General features: G+C 70.1%; 18 protein-coding genes and 3 pseudogenes. 11 read left to right on the top strand and 10 right to left on the bottom strand.

Annotation, left to right across the window (positions count from 1 at the left end; genetic code table 11):
* Nucleotides 1–271 precede the first annotated feature (271 nt).
* The gene (locus tag ACFZBP_RS37855) at nt 272–1,300 is read left to right on the top strand and encodes a terpene cyclase (RefSeq protein WP_391420314.1); all 1,029 of its coding nucleotides are present in this window, start codon (nt 272–274) and stop codon (nt 1,298–1,300) included.
* A gap of 330 nt (nt 1,301–1,630) precedes the next feature.
* Here ACFZBP_RS37855 and ACFZBP_RS37850 read toward each other — a convergent pair whose 3' ends face one another.
* Nucleotides 1,631–2,944, bottom strand: coding sequence for a salicylate synthase (locus ACFZBP_RS37850; RefSeq protein WP_391420311.1), 1,314 nt, complete (start codon nt 2,942–2,944; stop codon nt 1,631–1,633).
* A complete protein-coding gene (locus ACFZBP_RS37845) occupies nt 2,941–3,756 on the bottom strand; it encodes a methyltransferase (RefSeq protein ID WP_391420309.1) in 816 nt (271 codons plus the stop codon). Before ACFZBP_RS37845 ends, ACFZBP_RS37850 begins: the two co-directional genes overlap by 4 nt.
* Nucleotides 3,757–4,499: 743 nt before the next feature.
* On the opposite strand from ACFZBP_RS37845, the gene ACFZBP_RS37840 reads away from it, so the two are divergent.
* Entirely contained in the window at nt 4,500–4,745 is a 246-nt protein-coding gene (locus ACFZBP_RS37840) for a glycoside hydrolase family 95-like protein (protein WP_391420307.1), read from the top strand.
* 92 nt (nt 4,746–4,837) lie between these two features.
* Here the strand turns inward: ACFZBP_RS37840 and ACFZBP_RS37835 are convergent.
* Nucleotides 4,838–6,087: pseudogene (locus ACFZBP_RS37835) on the bottom strand (DUF418 domain-containing protein).
* A 215-nt stretch (nt 6,088–6,302) separates the two neighbouring features.
* Between ACFZBP_RS37835 and ACFZBP_RS37830 the strand changes: the two are divergent.
* Together ACFZBP_RS37830 and ACFZBP_RS37825 are read left to right on the top strand one after the other, a co-directional pair.
* On the top strand, nt 6,303–6,518 hold the full coding sequence (locus ACFZBP_RS37830) for a hypothetical protein (RefSeq protein ID WP_391420304.1): 216 nt from the start codon (nt 6,303–6,305) through the stop codon (nt 6,516–6,518).
* Nucleotides 6,519–6,546: 28 nt separating this feature from the next.
* Nucleotides 6,547–7,170 (top strand): annotated as a pseudogene (locus ACFZBP_RS37825) (ABC transporter transmembrane domain-containing protein); the annotation flags it as partial.
* A 46-nt stretch (nt 7,171–7,216) separates the two neighbouring features.
* Here ACFZBP_RS37825 and ACFZBP_RS37820 read toward each other — a convergent pair.
* From ACFZBP_RS37820 to ACFZBP_RS37810, 3 genes are all read right to left on the bottom strand, one after another.
* Nucleotides 7,217–8,335 carry a histidine kinase gene (locus ACFZBP_RS37820; protein ID WP_391420302.1) on the bottom strand — a complete coding sequence of 373 codons (1,119 nt, stop codon included), beginning with the start codon at nt 8,333–8,335 and terminating at the stop codon, nt 7,217–7,219.
* Complete coding sequence (locus tag ACFZBP_RS37815) at nt 8,332–9,027, bottom strand: response regulator (RefSeq protein WP_391420299.1); 696 nt, start codon at nt 9,025–9,027, stop codon at nt 8,332–8,334. Before ACFZBP_RS37815 ends, ACFZBP_RS37820 begins: the two co-directional genes overlap by 4 nt.
* A 110-nt stretch (nt 9,028–9,137) precedes the next feature.
* Entirely contained in the window at nt 9,138–9,458 is a 321-nt protein-coding gene (locus ACFZBP_RS37810) for a hypothetical protein (protein ID WP_391420411.1), read from the bottom strand.
* 178 nt (nt 9,459–9,636) lie between these two features.
* Between ACFZBP_RS37810 and ACFZBP_RS37805 the strand changes: the two genes are divergently transcribed.
* The 3 genes and pseudogenes from ACFZBP_RS37805 to ACFZBP_RS37795 all read left to right on the top strand — a co-directional run.
* Nucleotides 9,637–9,747, top strand: a complete 111-nt coding sequence (locus ACFZBP_RS37805) for a putative leader peptide (protein WP_383458130.1) — start codon at nt 9,637–9,639, stop codon at nt 9,745–9,747.
* Nucleotides 9,748–9,833: 86 nt separating this feature from the next.
* Nucleotides 9,834–10,697 (top strand): glutathione S-transferase C-terminal domain-containing protein, encoded by an 864-nt coding sequence (locus tag ACFZBP_RS37800; RefSeq protein WP_391420296.1) that lies wholly within the window; start codon nt 9,834–9,836, stop codon nt 10,695–10,697.
* Between the two features lie 205 nt (nt 10,698–10,902).
* Nucleotides 10,903–11,481, top strand: a pseudogene (locus ACFZBP_RS37795) (LLM class flavin-dependent oxidoreductase); the annotation flags it as partial.
* A 50-nt stretch (nt 11,482–11,531) separates the two neighbouring features.
* Here ACFZBP_RS37795 and ACFZBP_RS37790 read toward each other — a convergent pair.
* From ACFZBP_RS37790 to ACFZBP_RS37775, 4 genes are all read right to left on the bottom strand, one after another.
* Complete coding sequence (locus tag ACFZBP_RS37790) at nt 11,532–11,960, bottom strand: nuclear transport factor 2 family protein (RefSeq protein ID WP_383458444.1); 429 nt, start codon at nt 11,958–11,960, stop codon at nt 11,532–11,534.
* A 5-nt stretch (nt 11,961–11,965) separates the two neighbouring features.
* Nucleotides 11,966–12,772 carry an MBL fold metallo-hydrolase gene (locus ACFZBP_RS37785; protein ID WP_391420294.1) on the bottom strand — a complete coding sequence of 269 codons (807 nt, stop codon included), beginning with the start codon at nt 12,770–12,772 and terminating at the stop codon, nt 11,966–11,968.
* A 50-nt stretch (nt 12,773–12,822) separates the two neighbouring features.
* Complete coding sequence (locus tag ACFZBP_RS37780; protein WP_391420292.1) at nt 12,823–13,437, bottom strand: DsbA family protein; 615 nt, start codon at nt 13,435–13,437, stop codon at nt 12,823–12,825.
* Between the two features lie 114 nt (nt 13,438–13,551).
* A complete protein-coding gene (locus ACFZBP_RS37775) occupies nt 13,552–14,064 on the bottom strand; it encodes a MarR family winged helix-turn-helix transcriptional regulator (RefSeq protein WP_383458142.1) in 513 nt (170 codons plus the stop codon).
* Nucleotides 14,065–14,321: 257 nt separating this feature from the next.
* Between ACFZBP_RS37775 and ACFZBP_RS37770 the strand changes: the two genes are divergently transcribed.
* The 4 genes from ACFZBP_RS37770 to ACFZBP_RS37755 all read left to right on the top strand — a co-directional run bounded on the left by ACFZBP_RS37770 (nt 14,322) and on the right by ACFZBP_RS37755 (nt 19,040).
* Entirely contained in the window at nt 14,322–15,449 is a 1,128-nt protein-coding gene (locus tag ACFZBP_RS37770; RefSeq protein WP_391420289.1) for a substrate-binding domain-containing protein, read from the top strand.
* A gap of 351 nt (nt 15,450–15,800) precedes the next feature.
* Nucleotides 15,801–17,189, top strand: coding sequence for an extracellular solute-binding protein (locus tag ACFZBP_RS37765; RefSeq protein WP_391420287.1), 1,389 nt, complete (start codon nt 15,801–15,803; stop codon nt 17,187–17,189).
* Nucleotide 17,190: 1 nt separating this feature from the next.
* Nucleotides 17,191–18,111, top strand: coding sequence for an ABC transporter permease subunit (locus ACFZBP_RS37760; RefSeq protein WP_391420284.1), 921 nt, complete (start codon nt 17,191–17,193; stop codon nt 18,109–18,111).
* Nucleotides 18,108–19,040, top strand: coding sequence for a carbohydrate ABC transporter permease (locus tag ACFZBP_RS37755; protein ID WP_383458155.1), 933 nt, complete (start codon nt 18,108–18,110; stop codon nt 19,038–19,040). The genes ACFZBP_RS37760 and ACFZBP_RS37755 overlap by 4 nt, the downstream gene beginning before the upstream one ends.
* The last annotated feature ends 18 nt before the right edge of the window (nt 19,041–19,058 follow it).

Raw genomic sequence — 19,058 nt, 5'->3', positions numbered from 1 at the left:
AACCGTAGGGAGGAGGGGGAGCCGACGGTACCTGAGGATTGTCAGGGTGGCCGTACGCCGCGCAGCGGTGAACAGCCCAGGCGTGAGGCAATTGGAGGGGGCGGCTGTCCGCCAGGCCCCTCCTCTCGTTTCTTCTCGCCACTGGAGCGGGTAAGCATTCAGGGGTGTTTGGCGCCCGGCTGCGGATCGAGTGCGGACGGAATCTGTCCGTTTCTCGCGAATCTCGATGATCACTTTCTCAGGCGTCATCCCTCTTGGAAAAGGAGCTCCCGTGCCGGCACCCCATGTCCCGGTGTTTTACATGCCTTACCCGGTAGAGCCACCGAACCCCTTTCTGGAAGAAGCGAGGCAGCGACTGCAGGACTGGCTGGTCCACCACCAGCTGGTGACGACGCGAGAGGCGTGGGCTCAGGTGGAACGGACCCGTCCCGATCTGATGGCTGCCCGGTACTACCCAAAAGCTGATCGTGACGCTCTTGTACGCCATATGCAATGGCTGGCATGGGGGTTCGTAGTCGACGACGAATTCGACGACGGCCCCGCCGGCCGCGACCCGCAGCAGTGCCAGGCAGTGATCAGGGAACTGTCCGATGCGGTCGCTGGTGGGCCTGTGCGGGAGCCTTACGCGCGTGCACTGGTGGATCTGTGGCAGGCAACTGTGCGAGATCGGTCCAGGGAATGGAAACGTGTCCATCTCCACGATTTCTGCACGGTCCTGTGGACCTACCACACCGAGACCATCGGAAGAGTGACCGGGACGCAGTTCACCAGCCTGGCGGAGTACATTCCGTTCCGGTGTCAGTCGGTCGCTATTCTCTTCTACTGCGCCGATCACGCCGAGGCCGCCCTGGGTATCGACCTGCCTGACTTTGTCCGGCACCTGCCTGCTCTGGCAGCGATCCGACGTCTGGTCTGTGAGCACATCGGGCTGCTCAACGACATCTTCTCCGTAGCCAAGGACCGTGCCCTGAACAACAGCAACGCGGTCGACATCGTCATGGCCGAGCGAGACTGTGACCAGGCCGCGGCCCTTGACCATCTCAACGCACTACTGACGCAGAAGATCAACGACATTGCTGCCCACGAAGCGGTGTTGGCCGGGCAACTCATCGCTGCCGGCGCCGACGGCCCGACCCAGGAGCAGGTCGCGGCTTGCGTGGCGGCCTACAAAGCGCTGACCCGCGGCAACCACGACTGGCACTTCGAAGTCGGCCGCTACACCGCTCCGGAAGCGATCCACAACGGCATCCCGCTTTACACCCAGGACCTGTTCGCCCGCCCACCTGTCTCTGATCGATGACACCGCCAAGGCTGGCCCGGTAGGTCCGATGGGTCGTGTGAGAGGTCCGTTGCACCCGGATGGTGGCGACGAAGTTCGCTGGGCACGCCCTCGTCGACGGCCCTGAGCCCTCCCACAACGAGCTCGCTGCTTCAGGTCAGGACGACGACCATCACCCTGTCCTCGGCGGACCCAGGTCGTGCTCACACCCACCTCGACCCCGGCCGACAACTGCGCGTGATGCGCGGCCAACCGGTCGGTCAGGGCGTCAGACGCATCGGTGGGAGTCTGCCTCGGCCAGGAGGTTCGTGCCACGCTGGCTCCCCGACCAGTTGGCGCCCGCCCCCCTCGTCACCGCAGCGGCGGAGAGCCGGGCGTCTGGTCCTTGGCGAGCGGACGGTTGGCGGGGACGAGGTGGTGGGCGACGCCGCGTAGCTTCTCGCAGGTTTCCTCGTGTTCCCGTTCGGGCCGGGAGTGCTGGACGATTCCGGCTCCGGCCTGGAGCCAGGACCGGCCGTCCTGTTGGAACACGCTGCGCAGGACGAGGGCGGCGTCGAGAACGCCGGAGGCGTCGCAGGTCAGTACGGCGCCTGCGTACAGGCCCCGGGGCCTGCCTTCGAGGGCGCGGATGAGGGGGTAGGCGGGCGCTTTGGGGATGCCGGTGGCGGTGACCGCGGGGAAGAGAGCCGCGAACGCCTGCCAGGGACCGCAGCCGGGGCGGAGCCGTCCGGTGACCGTGGAAGCCAGATGCTGGACGCTGCCGCGGTCCAGGACCGTCATGTACTGGCTGACCGCGGTCTCGTCGCAGACTGCGGCGAGGTCCTGCAGCGCGAGTCTGACGGAGATGGCGTGTTCATGGATCTCCTTCGGGTCGCCAAGGAGGTCGGTCCGCAACCCGGCGTCCACGTCCGCGGATCCCGTGCGGGCCCTGGTGCCGGCCAACGGGCGGGTGGTGACACGGCCGTCACCGGTGATCTCGGCGACCGTCTCGGGACTGAACCCGGCCGCCCGGATACCGCCGAGGTCGAGCAGGAAGGAGCGAGCCGGGGTGTTGGCCTGCCGACCCGCGACGTAGGTGGCCACAAGATCGACCTCGGCCGGTACGGCGACCCGGCGGGAGAGGACCACCTTCTGAAGCGGGCCGCCGCCGCGCAGTTCGACGAGGGCTGCCGCGACTGCGGACCGGTAGTTGCCCGTGTCCTCCAGCGGCAGGCGGATCCGGGCGGCGGGCTCCTGGGCCGTGGCGTCGTCCCGGGTGCCCGCGAGCCGGACCAGCAGCTCCAGCCGCTCCCGGTCCAGGCAGCGCACCACCACACCGTCCCCCGAGGCGCGTACCTCGTCGGACGGGACGAGCAGGTGCAGCAGGGTTTCGTCCGCCTCCAGGCAGGCGCCGGCGAGCGCGGGCCCCAGCTCGAACGCCGCCCAGCCGTACGCCCGCCAGTCGGACACGGGCGTCTCGGCCAGGAGCCCGGGGACCTGTTCCAGATCCCGCGTCTGCCCAGCGTGGAGCCGGACGCAGGTCAAGGCGCCCCCGGCCAACGACCACTCGTCACCGTTCTCGTACACCATGTACGGGGCGAACAGGCCGCTGCGCACCAGACGGGCCATCAGGAGCAAGGGCTCCTCGGTGAGGGGGAGGTGTGCCTGAAGATAGCGGCGTGTCATCGGATGCCTTCCTGCCCGTCGTTCTCAGAGGGGCGGCGTCCGCGGACGCTGATCAGCGGGTAGGAGTTGACGACGAACGCCGGGTCGGTCAGCAGGTGGCGGAAGGCGCTCAGTTCCTCGTCGGTGATCCCGGCCTGCGTGAGGCGGTCGGCGACCTGGTCGGTATTGCTGCGGTGCAGGCTGATTCCGGTGCTTCCGCCACGCCATGCTTCGGCGTACGTGGTTGCGGTGACGTCGCTCAGTCGGACCGACATCATCGCCGCGAGCACCCGCCTGCCCCACAGCGGGTCTGCCCCGGCTTCTGCCAGCAGTCCCATCAGCGCCGTGTGCACCCGGTGGAAGAGGACCTCCGCTTCCGCGGATGCTGCCAGGACGGGCGTCCATCCGCAGTCGAACTCCTCCAGCACCAGCCAGCCTCCCGGCCGTAGGGCCCCTACCAGCCGCTGCAGGACCTGGAGCCGTTCCGGCAGGTGCAGCAGTACCAGCCGGGCATGGACGAGGTCGTAGTCCTGGCCGGGCATCGGGTCATGGACGATGTCGTGCCGCAGCAGGCGGACGTGAGGCGGGCGTCGAGTCGAGGAGGCCCACCGAGGATCGAGGTCGGTGACAGTCACCTGACCACCTGGGCCGACCCGTTCACCCATCCAGTCGGCCAACGAAGCATTGCCGCCGCCGACTTCAAGACATCTCCATTCGGCCGTGAGCCCGGCCCGAGCCAACTGCTGTCGGGAGAACTGGTCGTAGCACGACTCCAGAACGGTGAACCGGTCGATTGTCTGGACTGCGCTGTTGTCGAACAGGTAGCGGGACATTGATCCTCCGAACGCGGCGTTGCGCAGGGGGGCCGGAACGTCCGGGCGCGCGCAACCCGCAAGCGGGCCGTGACCGTGGGAGTGGATGCTGATCATGGGACCGCGCGCCGACGGGACCACGCCACCCTCTGCCGGCAGGAAGCGCAGGCACACAGCGCACCTTTTGTGCCCTGGTGAACCGCGCGTCAGGGTGATGAACGGTGCTGTCCCACACAACGCCTCCCGGCCCGAGGAATCAACCCTGGTCAGAGGGCGCGTGACGGCGAGTCCGGAAACCGCTCGCAGACAGGCGCGTCCATGGCATCCCGGGCGCGCAACGCATACGCCGGGGCGGCCAACGAGGGTCGGAGCCGAAGGCACGCCCGAGCGTGCACTTCCAGCGCGCCCAGTAGCCCTGCGCTCCGGTGATGAAGCGGAAGGACTTGCCCGCGCGGGGCGCTTGCTCGGTGTGTACGGGAAGGGCGGCCGCGTTCTGCCCCCCTCGCCGGCCCACTTCGCAGCAGGATGTACCGCACGCTCCCTGGATGTTCCTTGTTCGCCCCGCCAGGTCCGGACTGAATTGTGAGGAGTGCAAACGTCCCGCTACCAGTGATGGGGGAGCGTATGGAAGGTGGCGAGCGCATCATCGCTCTGCTGTGGGACATGGGCGTGCCTGCTATGCAGGGGCACCGGTGGCAGTGTCCTGAATCTGACCACGAGACTTGAGCCGTCTCCCGCACCCGGCAGAGGGCCTCATCTGCGCCGTGGCAGAGATCCTGCTGCAGAGCCACGACGGCGTCATCCATCTGCTGCCGACCCTGCCCGACGCCTGGAAGGCCAGGGGCTCCTTCACCGGCCTTCTCGCCCGTGGCGGCTACGAGGTCAGCTGTGAGGGGCGCGACAGGAGGGGCAGGACCTACAGGATCGTGGCCGACCGGGCACGGAACCAGGGGAATGTCACCGTGCGGGTCGACGGCGTCGAAAGGAAGGTGAAGCCGATCAAGCCCTGACGGCGGCGCCGACCCAAGTTCACACCGCATGTGCTGGATCCATGAGCGGCCCAGGCCGGGGTGGGGGAGAGGCGTCCCACCCCGGCCCGGTGTCATCGGATGTGCTTCGCCGGCTTGGTGGCGGCGTTGAGCAGATACTCCAGGGGGCCACGCCGGAAGAAGCGGGACCAGATCGCGGCGAACACGATCGCACCGAGGACGTACAGGAGCAGCGGCGTCCAGGACTGCTGGGTGCCGGTCCCTGCGGGCGTGGCCAGCACCGACTGGGCCACGAAGTGGCCGACGTAGGCGGTCAGGGACATGGTGCCCACGGCGATGACCGGTTTCGCCAGACGGCGCAGTCGCGTCAAGCGGTCCATCGCCACTGTGGCGCCCACGATCACGAGTATCGCGACTCCGACGCTGCCGATGATGTCGAACGTCGTGCCGCTGTGCGGCCCGGCCGTCAAGAGCATCGACGCCGGCATATCGGGGAACGATCCACCGTCGGGGGGCATCGAACCGGAACCGCTCGACGACGACCCGCTTTCCGCGAGGCTGTTCAACGCGTCCTTGCCGGCCAGCAGCAGGACATGCCGTAGGCGGTCACGGCGAGGGTGGCACCGAGCGCTGCCAGGCGCCGCTGGACAGTGCCGGAGGACAGGTCGAAGCGGGCCAGCGCCATGCCGGCGATCACGAACGACATCCACGTGATCGCCGGGTAGAAGCCGGTGAGCAGCAGATCGAGCGCTCCGACGCCGCTGAGGCGGTGGAACGGGTCGTAGGCGTTGATGCCTTGCCGGACCGACTCGCTCAACAGCGAGTTCAGGGCGAACGCCAGCTGCGGTGTGACGAGGGCGAGCGCGGCCGCCATGATCGCGAGGGTCTTGGCACGCAGGCGTACCAGGGGCAGGGCGAGCAGGAAGTAGACACCGTAGAAGCCGAGGATGATCACGCCCCCGTACTCCATCGCCATCACGGTGCCCAGCGCCAGCAGGACCACGGCGCGGATCGCGATACGGGCCTTCGCCTGCCGGCCGGCCAGGCCGGTCTTCGGCTCGCGGCGGCCGGCGAGCAGCATCAGGGAGAACCCGGCGAGGGTGGCGAACAGGACCGACGAGTGACCGTCCGACATGTACCGGATCCAGCTGGCGACGCCGCTCGTCGCGGACAGCGGGGGACCGATGTGCACGACATACATGCCGAACACCGCCAACGCGCGGGCAAGGTCCACCCCGACCAGGCGTCCCATTGAAGGACCGGGCGGGGCCGGCACGGCGGGCTCGGGGGAGGTGGTGCCGGGCTGCGGAGGGGAGTTCTCCTGCGGAGCTGATGTCTCCCGCAGCGGTTGTGACTTAGTCATACGGAGAACCTCGCGTGGACGTCGGAGGGCGGGCCATCCGGCAGGCTTCGGTAACGCCCCCGCCGATCGGCGGGTTGCGCCCTGCCGACCGGCGAAGTCCCGTCCTGACCGGCCTCCGGCGCGACCGGGGCGGCGGTCTTCTCCAGCCACTCGGCGGGGGTGGAGAAGACAGTTGCCGGATGGGCGCGAGGCAGCCCGGCTTCCAGGCTGGAGGCATGACTCACCGTGCACGACACAAGGAGACCGAGGACTGCCTCGGATCATCGGCCGATGTATCGGGCCGTGACGCCGTCCCGGGCAGGGGCGAGTTCCTGGAGTTCCTCGGCCTGACGCTGGCGGCGGCCGCCTTCGTCCTGTTCGTCGTGCGTCCTGAGGTCTCCGAAGCGTTGGTGCAGGCCCTCGCCGCGAGGACAGCCGCATTCGTCCACTGAGCCGACACCCGCTCAAGAAAGGAATTTCGTGAACACCGCATCCGTCCCGACGACGGATGAAACCTCCCTGTCCGCCCGAGAGACGGTCAGGGCACTGTCCGCCTATGTCCGGCCGCACCGGTGGGCCGTCGCTCTCGGCCTGTTGTGCGCCCTGGTCGGGGCCGCCGGGGGACTGTTGCAGCCGCTGGCCACCAAGACACTGGTGGACCGGCTCGCGACAGGTGGGACCATCACCGGGATCCTGAACGCGCTCACCGTGCTGGTGCTGCTGGGCGCCGCGGTCGAGGCGTTCGGCGCGTATGTGCTGGAGCGGACGGCCGAGTCGGTGGTCCTGGCCGCGCGGCGCAGCCTGGTGGGGCGGCTGCTGCGGCTGCGCATCGCGGAATGGGAGCGGGTCCCGCCGGGTGACCTGATGTCCCGGGTCAACACGGACACCACGCTGCTGCGGGCCGTCAGCACCCAGGCGGTCGTCTTCGCGGCCACCGGCATGGTGGCCTTCGTGGCGGCGATCGTGATGATGGCGATTCTCGACGTCGTGCTTCTGGGGGTGACGCTCGGCGTGGTCCTGCTGATCGGCGGGGCCACCGCACTGGTGACGCCGAAGATCGCCCGCGCCACCGAGCCCTCTTCGGTGCCGACCGCGGACGCGAGTGGGCCTCGTGAGTCGACGCGAGCCGACGGAACTCCTGCGGGGTCGGTCAGTCCGCGCTGAGGGGAAGCCGCAGCCGCACCCGGTAGCCGCCCTCCGTGGTCGGCCCCGCCTCCAGGGTGCCGTGCAGGATCTCGGCGCGTTCCCGCAGACCGACCAAGCCCTGCTGCGAACCGGGGAGGGAGAGGGAGGGACGTGTGGGAGGGGTGTTGGTGACGGTCACTCCGATGTCGTCGCCGTTCTGCCACAGCTCGACGCAAGCGGTGGCGCCGGGGGCGTGCTTGCGGACGTTGGTCAGCGCCTCCTGGACCGTACGGTAGAGGGCCCGTTGGGCCGGTGTGCCCACGGCGGGCGGCAGCTCACCCGACAACTCCACGTGAGTGCCGCTCGATTCCACCAGTTTGCGCAGGTCGGCCAGGGTGGGCTGAGGAGTCAGCTCGGTGGCGTGGCCGCCGGAGGCGCGCAGCAGCGTGACCATGGTGCGCAGTTCGTCGAGCGTGGTCACGCTCAGCGAACGGATCGTGCGGGCGGCGTCCTTGGCGTCCGCGTCCTTGGTGGCGACCTGCAGGGCCCCGGCCCGTACGGCGATCAGGCTGACCTGGTGGGAGACCACATCGTGCATCTCGCGGGCCAGTTGGGCGCGTTCGCGGGCGAGCACGGCCTGGGCGTGCAGTGCCCGCTCGTGTTCCCTTGCCTCCTCGATCTCGACAAGGCGCCGCGCCAAGTCCCGGTGTGCCTGGAGGAGTTGCGCGATGAGGACCGGTGCCGCGGCGGTCGCCAGGCCGTACACGAAGGTGACCAGCGTCATCGTCCGGCCGACCTCGGTGAGACCGGCCAGGGGCCACGGAGTGCTGTTCGCGACGGCGGTCAGTGCGACGCACACCGCGAGGAGCCGGCGATTGCGGGAGCGTTCGGCCAGCGTGAACAGCGCCGCGAGCGGAGCAATGGCGACCGGCTGCGTCAGCGCGATGGGCAGGGTGAGCAGGAACACGCCGAGCGGAAAGCGGCGCCGGAAGGCCAACGCGGCGCAGCCGAGCGTGGCCAGCGCGACACCGAGGTGTGTGTCGTCCCACAGGTTCAGCCACACGTCCACGGCCGCCGCCACCACCAGGACGAGGTCGACGACCGGCGCGGGCACACGCTCCCACAGAGCGCGGGCGCGATTCACCGCCCGGCCTTCGACCGCGGGTGCTCGGCGAGCAGGCCCGCCCGCTGCGCCAAGAGCGCGGCCTGCACCCGGCTGGTCACCCGCAGTTTGGTGAGGATGGCGCTGACATGGTCCTTGACCGTGCCGACACCCAGGTGGATGCGCGCACCGATGTCGGCGTTCGACAGGCCCTCCGCCACCAGGACGAGCACGTCACGCTCGCGAGCGGTGAGCAGCCGGACGCGGGCCGCCTCCTCGTCGACGGCCGCCTCGACGCCGGGGTGGCTGTGCAGCAGCGTCCTGGACGCCTTGGGGGACAACACCACGCCGCCCGCGGCCAGCGTGCGCACCAGGTGGGCGAGCTGGTCCGGTTCGGTGTCCTTGAGCAGGAAACCGGCCGCGCCGGAGTGCAGCGCGGTCAGGATGTACTCGTCGGCGTCGAATGTCGTCAGCATCGCCACCACCGGCGGGTCGGGCGCCGTCCGCAGCTCGCGCAGAACGGTGAGCCCGTCGACGTCCGGCATCCGGATGTCCAGCAGAACGACGTCGGGCCGCTCCCGGCGGACCGTGCCGACGGCGTCGCCGCCGCTCGCGGTCGCGACGACCTCGATGTCCTGCGAGGCGCCCAGAATGAGTTCGAAGCCCGAGCGGACCAGCGCCTCGTCGTCCACCACCACTACCCGGATCACGCGCTCCGCCTCACCTTCGTTCATGCCGTCCGACCCATGCCACCTCGACCCTAAAGCCACGCGGAGCCCCGGCCGCCCGACGAACGGCAGCTCCAGCCACACGGCGGGGTAGCACCCACCGGTCGGCAGGGACATCACAGCCGCCCGCCCGATACTCCATGATCGGCTCGGTCGCCAGCCTGAGGGGCACGGCCTGGGCGGCGGCGCCCAGGAAGAAGCCCAGCCTTGAGGTCGCCCTCGCAGTCCTGGGACGATTTCCAGCCGCCGCGCATGCCGAGCGCGATCCAGCGCATGCCGTGCTGCGACGCCAGGGCCGTGAAAAGCAGGCGGCACAGCCAGTGCCCGCTGCGGGCGGTGACGAACGGCTGGTCGGCGACGTCGCCGATGGCCACCCAGCTGCGGCCGGCCAGCGGATGATCGAGGGGGAAGGCCGCCCCCGCCTCCTCCTCGAGCAGGGCCGTCCCCTCCAGCCCCTCGGCGTGGAGTCAGCCATGTGTACATGGCCCGGCGCGGGGATCCAGCTCGGCAAGGACGTGGCCCGGTACGTCCTGCGGAACGCGGGACGGCCCTCTTGACGCCGATGCCGGTCGGATCGACACTCACTGGGGAATCCTAGTGAATGGGTAGGGAAACATGAGGCGCCTTGAACCGGTCACCGTCCGAGTGAGCCGTTCGCCTCTTCTGACCTCCCGACGTCACATCGACCTGCTCCGCGTCTGCAGCGCGATCAGCCCCAGGGGCTGACCCCAAGGTCCTGTCGCCAGATACCCAGGACCAGCCCGACGTCGCTTCCGCCGCGCGTACGTCCGCGCCCGCTTTCGGGGAGAGTCATGACTGTCACACCGCTGGCCGCACACGCGGCCGACCGTCCCGTACCGGCCTTCCGGGGCCGGATCGGCAGGGACGCCCGTAGTGGCCACTACGCCGTTCCCGGCCGCTACCGCCTGCACCTGTCGACCGCCTGTCCCGACGGCCTGCGCATCGCCGTCACGCACAGCCTGCTCGGCCTGGACGCCGTCTGCCCGGCGACCTTCCTGCCGGCCGTGCCCGACGGCCCCGAGGGCGGTCACTCGGCTCTGCTTCCGCTGTACGAGGCGAGCGCCCACCGGTACACCGGGCCGGCCGTCGCTCCGGTGCTCAGCGACGACTGGTCCGGACGGATCGTCAGCACCCACGCCCCGGACATCATGCGCGACCTCGCCCGCCGCTTCGGCGCCGGCGGCCCCTCGCTGTACCCGTGCGGCGCCCAGTCGGAGATCGAGGCCGTCGAGCGGATGTGCGCTCAGGGCATCGAACAGGCGGCGCAGCACACGGGATCGGCCGACGGCGGGCCGGCCGACCGCGAGGCGGCGCTCGACACGCTGCTGGAAACGCTGGGCGCGCTGGAGCGCTGGCTGGCCGGGCGGACGTACCTGATCCGCGACGAAGTCACAGCCGCCGACGTCGAGTTGTGGGTCGCCCTGGTCCAGCTCGACACCGTGCACGGCCATCACCTCGACGCCTGTGCCGTCCAGCGCATCGCCGACCACCCCACCCTGTGGGCCTACGCCCGCCGCCTGGCCGCCCACCCGGCCTTCGGCACCCACCTCGACCTCGACGGCATCGACCGCCGCCACCACGCCCGATGCCATGGCCTGGAGGCGGCCGGAGCAGCCGTCCGGATCCTGGACTGGGCGGCACACGCGGCCCGTTAGCCGTTCGACGTCGCGGACCGGCGTTGGCGTTCGCTCGGGCAACTGTCCTGACTACGGCCCAGAACGGTCGCTTCCGGGATCTCCCCATCCAGCCGGAGCCCACCATGAGTGAACCCCCTGGCGCCACTGTCACCCTCCCCGAGGCGCCGGCCTTGCCGTCGCCCTCGACGGCACCGGCTGGCACCCCGCCTCGTGGCGCGAGCAAGTGGTGCGCCCCCGGGGCCTGTTCACCGCCGGATACTGGGCGGACCTCGTCGCCGAGGCCGAGCGCGGTCTGCTCGACTTCGTCAGGGACGACGCCGAGATCCGCGACGCCGCCACCGGCCGCTTCATCGACCGCGAGAAGCTGCACTACATCGACTTCGAGGGCAGGCACTTCAGCGTCAAGGGCCCGTCCATCACCTCGCGCCCGCCGCAGGGCCAGCCGCTGGTCACCTCCCTCGCCCACCAGGCCGTCCCTACCGGCTGGTGGCCCGCGAGGCCGACGTCGGCTACGTCACCCCGCACGACGCCGAGCAGCCCGCGCGATCGTCGCCGAGATCCGCGCCGAGCAGGGGGCGGCCGGGCGGGCCGGTGAACTCCTGCACATCTTCGGCGACCTCGTGGTCTTCCTGGACGACGAGCAGGCCGCCGCGGAGGACCGCCGCGCACGCCTCGACGCCCTGGCGGGGGAGCCGTACACCAGCGACGCCCGCACCTTCACCGGAGTGCCCGACCAACTCGCATATCTGCTCCAGGAGTTGGTGGCGCAGGGGCGCTGAGCGGATTCCGGCTGCGGCCCGCCGGCACGTCCCCCCCCGGCGCACCGGTGCGGTGTGCCAGTCGTCTCTGCGCTCACGCGTCGTGGGGCATCGCCTCGCGTACTTTGGCCGTGTCCACGAACTGCTCGAAGCGAACGATCAGTCCGCCGCGTACGACGAAGTGGTGCGCGACACGGACGTCGATCGGTTTGCCGGTCGCCTTGTTGGCGGCCGTGTAGCGGGCCAGGACGACGACGTTCTCGCCGTCGACGACGTAGGTGTCGTCGTGGGCGGTCCAGTTGTCCCACTCCTTGCCCAGCTGTTCCATGACGTTGGAGGTCACGCCCTCGGGAGTGCGGTAGGTGCCGGCCAGCGGGAAGCCGGCCGCCTCCTTCCACTCCACGTCGGGGGCGAGGGTGGCGCGCAGCGCTGCCAGGTCTCCGGCGGCGGACGCCAGGTACTGGCGGCGTACGACGTCGGCCGGGGCGGTGGACGTGGCGAAGTCCGTGCTGTCGGGGGTCATCGCGGTCAGCCCCACTTCATCTCGCCCTTGGCGACCTTGGCGCCGATCTGGGCGGCGATCAGCATGCCGTGGTCCGGGTAGCGGGCGACCAGGGCCTCGGTCAGCGCGGCGCCGTCGGCGGCCTTCGCCAGCTCCTCCTCGAAGGCCACCAGGTACGCGCGGGTGGCAGTGATGGCGGAGGCGTCGGCGGCGGTGTCGGGCAGGCGGTGGCCGGGGACGACCAGCCGCGGGTCGAGGGCGGCCATCTCGTCGAGGAGCTTGATCCAGGCGGCGCGCGACTCGGGGGTCCGGGTGTCGGCGACCCAGACGTGCTCCTGCTGGAACAGCAGCACGCCGCCGAGGATCGCGCGCTGCTCGGCCTGCCACAGGTAGTGGCGGTCGGACAGTTCGGCCGGGCCGCCCTTCAGCTCGAAGCGGTGGCCCTCCAGGGAGAGGTCCCCGGTGAGCGGATCGATGTCGACGAGGCGGGTGGGGAGATTCATGCCGAGCGCCGCCCACGCCTGGAGCTTGCCCTCGTAGGAGTGCTTGATGTGCTCGATGACGATCGGCGTGGCGACGAACCTCGCCTCGGGGAACGCGTCGGCGAGGACTTCGGCGCCGAAGTAGAAGTCGGGGTCGCCGTGGCTGATGAAGACGGTGGCCAGCTTCTTGCCGGAGTCGACGATCTCGGCGGCCAGACGGTGACCGTCCGCCCGGGTGAAACCGGCGTCCACCAGCAGGGCCTCGCTCTCGCCGGTGACGAGGGTGGCGGTCTTGTTCTTGCTGCCGGCGGGGAAGTCGAGGTCGAGGACCTTGAAGTCGAGGGCGCTCATGGAAGGGCTCCTAGCTCTCGGAGAAGGGGAAATCGGGGAGGGGCGACGGGTCAGGAGACGGGTGCGGACAGCCGCCGGTCGACTTCGTCGGCGGTGGCGTGTCCGCGGGCCAGGGTGGTGACGCGGCCGTCGCCGAGGGCGAGGAGCGTCGGGAAGCCGTTCACGCCCAGCTCGGCGCAGCGGCGGAAGTCGGCCAGGGCCTGCGCCTGTGTCTCGGCTCCTTCGAACGCGGTGACGACCGCTTCGGCGTCCAGCCCCGCGTCCTCGGCGAGCTGTCGGTAGGTCGCCGCGTCGGACAGACTCCGCCCGTCGACGTAGAAGGCGCTCTGCAGGGCGACGGCCAGTTCCGCCGCTCGGCCGGGAGCCGCCAGTCGAAGCGCCGCCATGCCGCGGGCGGCGGCCTCGGAGTCCATCACGAAGGATCCGTCGGCGATCAGCCGCTCGTAGCCCTCGCCGAACTCGGCCCCGGTCCGCTCGGCGATCTGGGCGTTCGCCCCATGGATGTACCCGAACTCGCGGATCGGCACCTGGCGATGCCCGGTGAACAGGCCTCCGGAGACGACCTCCACCGGCAGTTCGGGATGCCTGGAGGTGATCTCGCCCAACGTCGCGGAGAAACCGTGCGACCAGCCGCAATAGGCATCGAAGACGTAGATGAGCTTCATCGGGGACCTCGGGAGGATGTGGCACCCGCCTTGTGCGGACACTCACCCGGGCAACATTATCTGACGCGTCAGATATTTCAACGCGGGGGAGCCCGGCTCTGGCGGCGCGCTCGGTCAGGGCAGCTGCGGGAGGGAGTTTCGGGCCGCGTGGCTGAGGATCCGCAGGTCCTCGGCGAAGCGCTGCCGGTGTGACGGGGGCAGGGGCTCCAGGAAGTAGCGCTTGATGTTCTCCACGTGGAGTCGGGAGGCGCGCACGGCGGTTTCCTCGCCCAGTGGTGTCAGCCGCACCAGACGCCCTCGCCCGTCCGCCGGATCCGCCACGCGTTGCACCAGGCCGGCCGCCGCCATCCGGTCCACCAGCCGCGTCGCCCCGCCCGTGGTGAGCACCTGTTCCTGGCCGATCGCCCGCATCGACAACCCGGGTTCGCCGGCCCGTCCCAGGATCAGCAGCACCTCGTACATCAGGTGGCTGATCCCGCACTCCTCCTCTATGCGCCGCCCCAGGATGTACTCCAGCCGGTTCGCGGCCCCCTGCAACCGCCCGAACGCCAGGACCAGGTCGTCGTCGGCAGCCTCCTTCGCGGTCGTGATCTCCCGCTGTCCGTCCTGCTGGTCCTGCTCGCCCACGGCACCTCCGTATGTTCGTCCAGGCGGGAACCTACCGCGCCTGGTCGCACGATGACTCGGCGCCGGTCAGGTGGCGCGGGCCGGGCCTCGTACCTTGCCGCCGGATTGCCGTGATGTTGCGTGAAGCCTTGACACGCTCTGTTCGACTGCGTAGATATGACACCGCAGTCATGACAGCGCAGTCATACGAGGCGTCGCTCCTGGCGACTGGCTCCGACTCGCTAGGATCTGAGCCGCCGGACATCAGGGAGACACCAATGACGCGAGTGGGAGGACAGGGCGCAAGCCCCGTCGCGCCGCGTGCCGTGGACGTGGCCCGGCGGGCCGGCGTCTCGCAGAAGACGGTCTCCCGGGTCTTCAACGGTGAGCGGTACGTCTCCGAGGACGTGCGCCGGAGGGTGCTCGAAGCCGCCGAGGCACTCGGCTACCGGATGAACAGCGCGGCCCGGGCGCTGGCCTCGGGGCGCACCCGCTCCATCGGCGTGGTCACGCTGGGGACGGCCCTGTACGGGCCGGCCTCGCTGCTCATCGGCATCGAACGGGCCGCCCGGGACGCGGGCTATGCGCTCCGGGTGTGCAACACGCTGGAGGGCGACCCGGGAGGCGTCGCCGGAGCCGTGGAGTCGCTGCTCGAACAGGGCGTGGACGGCATCGTCGTCTCCGAACCCATCGACGAGGGAACGGCCTCCCTCAACGTCGACGTGCCGGTCCTCGTCCTCGGGGCGCCCGCGACGTTCGGCGGCCCCCGGGCCGTGGCCGCGGGGGTCGGGGCCGAGTCGCTGGCTCGGGCGGCCACCGAACACCTCCTGGACCTCGGGCATGTGACGGTTCATCATCTCGCGGGCCCGCAGCGATGGTTCGCCGCCCGGGATCGTCTTGCGGGCTGGCGGGCGGCGCTGTCGGCACGCGGCCGACGGCAGCCGCCCGTCCTCGTGGGCGACTGGTCGGCCGCTTCCGGCTACGCCGCGGGCCGCGAACTCGCCTCGGCTGGTGACGTCACCGCGGTGTTCGCCGCCAACGACGACATGGCCATCGGTCTGGTCCGCGCGCTGACGGAAGCCGGCCTGCGCGTGCCGGGCGATGTCAGTGTCGTCGGCTTCGACGACATCCCGGTCTCCGCCTATGTCACGCCTCCGCTGACCACGGTGCGTCAGCCGTTCGACGCCGTGGCGTACGAGGCGCTACGGCTTCTGGTGCAGGCCATCGAGAAACCGGACGCGGAACCGGCGCCGGCCCACGATCCGCCGGTCGAACTGGTCGTCCGCGCCTCGACCGCGCCCCCGACGGAGCGGAAGACCTCGGCAAGCGGGCACCGCTCGGCTTCCCGCGCGACCGACCCGGCACACGTACCACCGGCCGAGCACGAACCGCCCGGCACGGTCTGAAGCCCTACCCCCGGCTTCCGCAGCATCCCCGGCCCCAGTGCCACGTCCGCGCCGCCGCAGCGGTACCCGCTCGCCGCCGGCCGGTGAGTCCTCCCGGGCCGGCCGCAATCCCGCAAAGCCCTTCCACGACCGTGGACTTCCGCCGTACGGCACGTGACGCGCGTGTCGTCCACAGTCGGCGCGACGCACACCCGAGCATGGCGACCCCGATGCCCCGGTAGCCACACCCGCGCCTCACCCTCCCCTCTCACTCCTCCCCTCTCACTCCTCTCTTCGCACTCCTCTCTTCCCACCCGTGCGACGCGCCCTCGCCAGGCGTGCCGTCCCTATGCCCACCGGCGGGAGTTCACCATGCCCCGATCCTTCGTTCCCACGTCCGCCATGAGCCGCCGGCGCTTCCTCGCCGCGACCGGAGCGGTGTCCCTCGGTGCCGCGCTCGCCGCGTGCAGCGGTGACAGCGACTCCGGCGGCTCCGCCACCTCCACCAAGCCGGTCAGCCAGGCCGACATCGACAAGGCGATGAAGACGCCCACCCAACTGACGTTCTGGACCTGGGCCCCGGACATCCAGCAGGAGGTCGCGCTCTTCGAGAAGAAGTACCCGGCGATCAAGGTCAAGGTCGTCAACGCCGGCCAGGGCGTCGAGCACTACACCAAGCTGCGCACCGCCCTCAAGGCCGGCACGGGCGCACCCGACCTGGCGCAGATCGAGTACCAGGCCATCCCCACCTTCACGATCACCGACAGCCTGCTGAACCTGAGCCCGTACGGCGCCGCCGCGCTGAAGGACCAGTTCGTCGACTGGACGTGGGGGCAGGTCAGCGGCCCCGGCGGCGAGATCTGGGCGATCCCGCAGGACACCGGCCCGATGGGCATGCTGTACCGCAAGGACATCTTCGACAAGCACGGCATTCAAGTGCCGAAGACCTGGGACGAGTTCGCGGCCGCGGCCCGCCAGCTCCACAAGGCCGACCCGGACGTCTACCTCACCAACCTCGCGGCGAACGAACACGCGGCCTGGCACGGCCTGCTCTGGCAGGCGGGCGCGCAGCCGTACGCCACCTCCGGCAAGAGCGACCTCACGATCAGCGTCGACGACGCGGTCTCCAAGAGGCTCGCCGGGTACTGGGGCGGGCTCGCGAAGGAAGGCGTCATCGGCACCGACCCGGACTTCACCGACGGGTGGTACGCCGGATTCAACAAGGGCAAGTACGCCACCTGGCTCACCGCGGCCTGGGGCCCGGCGTTCCTGTCCGGTTCGGCCAAGTCCACCGCGGGCAAGTGGCGGGCGGCGCCGCTGCCGCAATGGGACGCCGCCAAGCCGGTCTCGGGCAACTGGGGCGGCTCCACGACCGCAGCCATCCGCTCCACCAAGAACCCCATCGCGGCAGCCCAGTTCGCGCAGTTCCTCAACAGCGACCCGGCGAGCGCCAAGATGTTCGCCACCAAGCAGCTCTTCTTCCCGGCGACCAAGGCCCTGCTCGCGGACCCGGATTTCACCGGCGACACCCCTGCCTTCTACGGCGGCCAGAAGGTCAACCAGATCTTCGCCGACATCAGCGCCACGGTCCCGACCTCGTTCCAGTGGCCGCCGTTCCTGGACCAGGCGGCCAAGGACTGGACCGAGACCGTCGGCAAGTCCCTCGCCGACCGGGCCGACACCGTCGCCGCCCTCGGCACCTGGCAGTCACGGCTGACGACGTACGCCAAGAACCAGGGCTTCACGGTCAAGGGGGCCTGAGATGGCAGCCACCGCCGCCTACGCCGGCAAGTCGCGCCGAGCCGCCCCGCCCCGCCGTCGGCGCGGCGGGCCGGGCCCCCTGTTCGTGGCCCCGTTCCTGATCCTCTTCCTCCTGCTGTTCCTTGCGCCGCTCGGCTACGCCGCCTACCTCAGCCTGTTCCAGCAACGCCTCATCGGCGGCAACGTCTTCGTCGGCCTCGACAACTACGTCACCGCCCTCAAGGACCCGCTCCTCCTGCACGGCGTCGGCCGTGTGGCCCTGTTCTTCGTGATCCAGGTCCCGCTGATGCTGCTGCTGGCCCTGGTGTTCGCCCTCGCCCTGGACAGCGGCCTGCTGCGGCTGGCACGCGTGATCCGGCTGGGCATCTTCGTGCCGTACGCGGTCCCGAGCGTGGTCGCCGCGCTCATGTGGGGCTATCTGTACGGCCCCGACTTCGGCCCGTTCGCCCAGCTGAGCCGGGAACTGGACATCCCCGCCCCGCACTTCCTCAGCGAGGGCTGGATGCTGGGCAGCCTCGCGAACATCGTGACCTGGGAGTTCGTCGGCTACAACATGATCATCCTGTACGCGGCCCTGCGCACCGTCCCACAGGACCTGTACGAGGCGGCCGCGATGGACGGGGCGGGCGCCTGGCGGACCGCATGGTCGGTCAAGCTGCCCGCGCTGCGGCCGGCGCTCCTGCTGACGCTGCTGTTCTCGGTGATCGGCAGCTTCCAGCTCTTCAACGAACCGAACCTGCTGATGAAGATCGCCCCGGACGTCATCAGCAGCTCCTACACCGCCAACCTCTACTCCTACTCCCTCGCCTTCACCGGAAACCAGCTCAACTACGCGGCCACGGTCTCCTTCCTCCTCGGACTGGTCATCGTCATCGCCTCGTACGTCGGGCTGCTCACCGCGAACCGCAGGAGGGCGAAGTGACGACCACGATGCCGAAGGCCACGCTCGCCCCGGCCGAACCCGCCCCCACCGCCGCGACGACCGGGCGCCGGCCCTCGTCCCGGCGCCGCAGCACCCCGCTCACCATCGTCATGCTGGCGGCGCTCGCCTACTTCCTCCTGCCGCTGTTCTGGCTGCTGGTCGCCTCGACCAAGGGCACACAGGACCTGATCAACAGCTTCGGCCTGTGGTTCTCCGACGCCCCGCAGCTCCTGGCGAACATCAAGGCCACCTTCGCCCAGGACGACGGCGTCTTCGTGGACTGGCTGCTCAACACCGCCCTGTACGCCGTCGTCAGCGCGGTCGGCGCCGCCTTGCTCGCGGCCGCCGCGGGGTACGGGTTCGCCAAGTTCCGCTTCCGCGGCGACCGGGCAGCGTTCAACCTGGTCCTCGGCGCCATCATGGTCCCCGCCACCGCGCTGGCGATCCCGACCTACCTGCTGTTCGCGAAGGTCGGCCTGGTCAACACCCCCTGGGCGATCATCCTGCCCTCCCTCGTCAACCCCTTCGGCCTCTACCTCATGCGCATCTACGCGGCCGACGCCGTCCCGGACAGCCTCCTGGAGGCCGCCCGCATCGACGGGGCGGGGGAGGCCCGGATCTTCTTCCGGATCGCGCTCAGGCTGTTGGCCCCCGGCCTGGTGACCGTCCTGCTCTTCACCCTCGTGGCGACCTGGAACAACTACTTCCTGCCGCTGATCATGCTCAACGACCCGAAGCTCTACCCCATCACGGTCGGCCTCTCCTCCTGGGCCGCGCAGGCGCAGAACGGCGGGGCCGGCGCCAGCAGCGACATGCTCCCCCTCGTCGTGACCGGCTCCCTGATCTCCATCGTGCCGCTCGTCATCGCCTTCCTCCTGCTCCAGCGCTACTGGCAGAGCGGCCTGTCGGCCGGCGGCGTCAAGCAGTAACTCCCTCTCACTTCCCGG

The sequence above is a fragment of the Streptomyces sp. NPDC008086 genome (assembly GCF_042957325.1).
Classification (GTDB): domain Bacteria; phylum Actinomycetota; class Actinomycetes; order Streptomycetales; family Streptomycetaceae; genus Streptomyces.
Note: the sequence above shows the minus strand (reverse complement) of the source record. Positions and strands in the feature narration are given on the sequence as shown.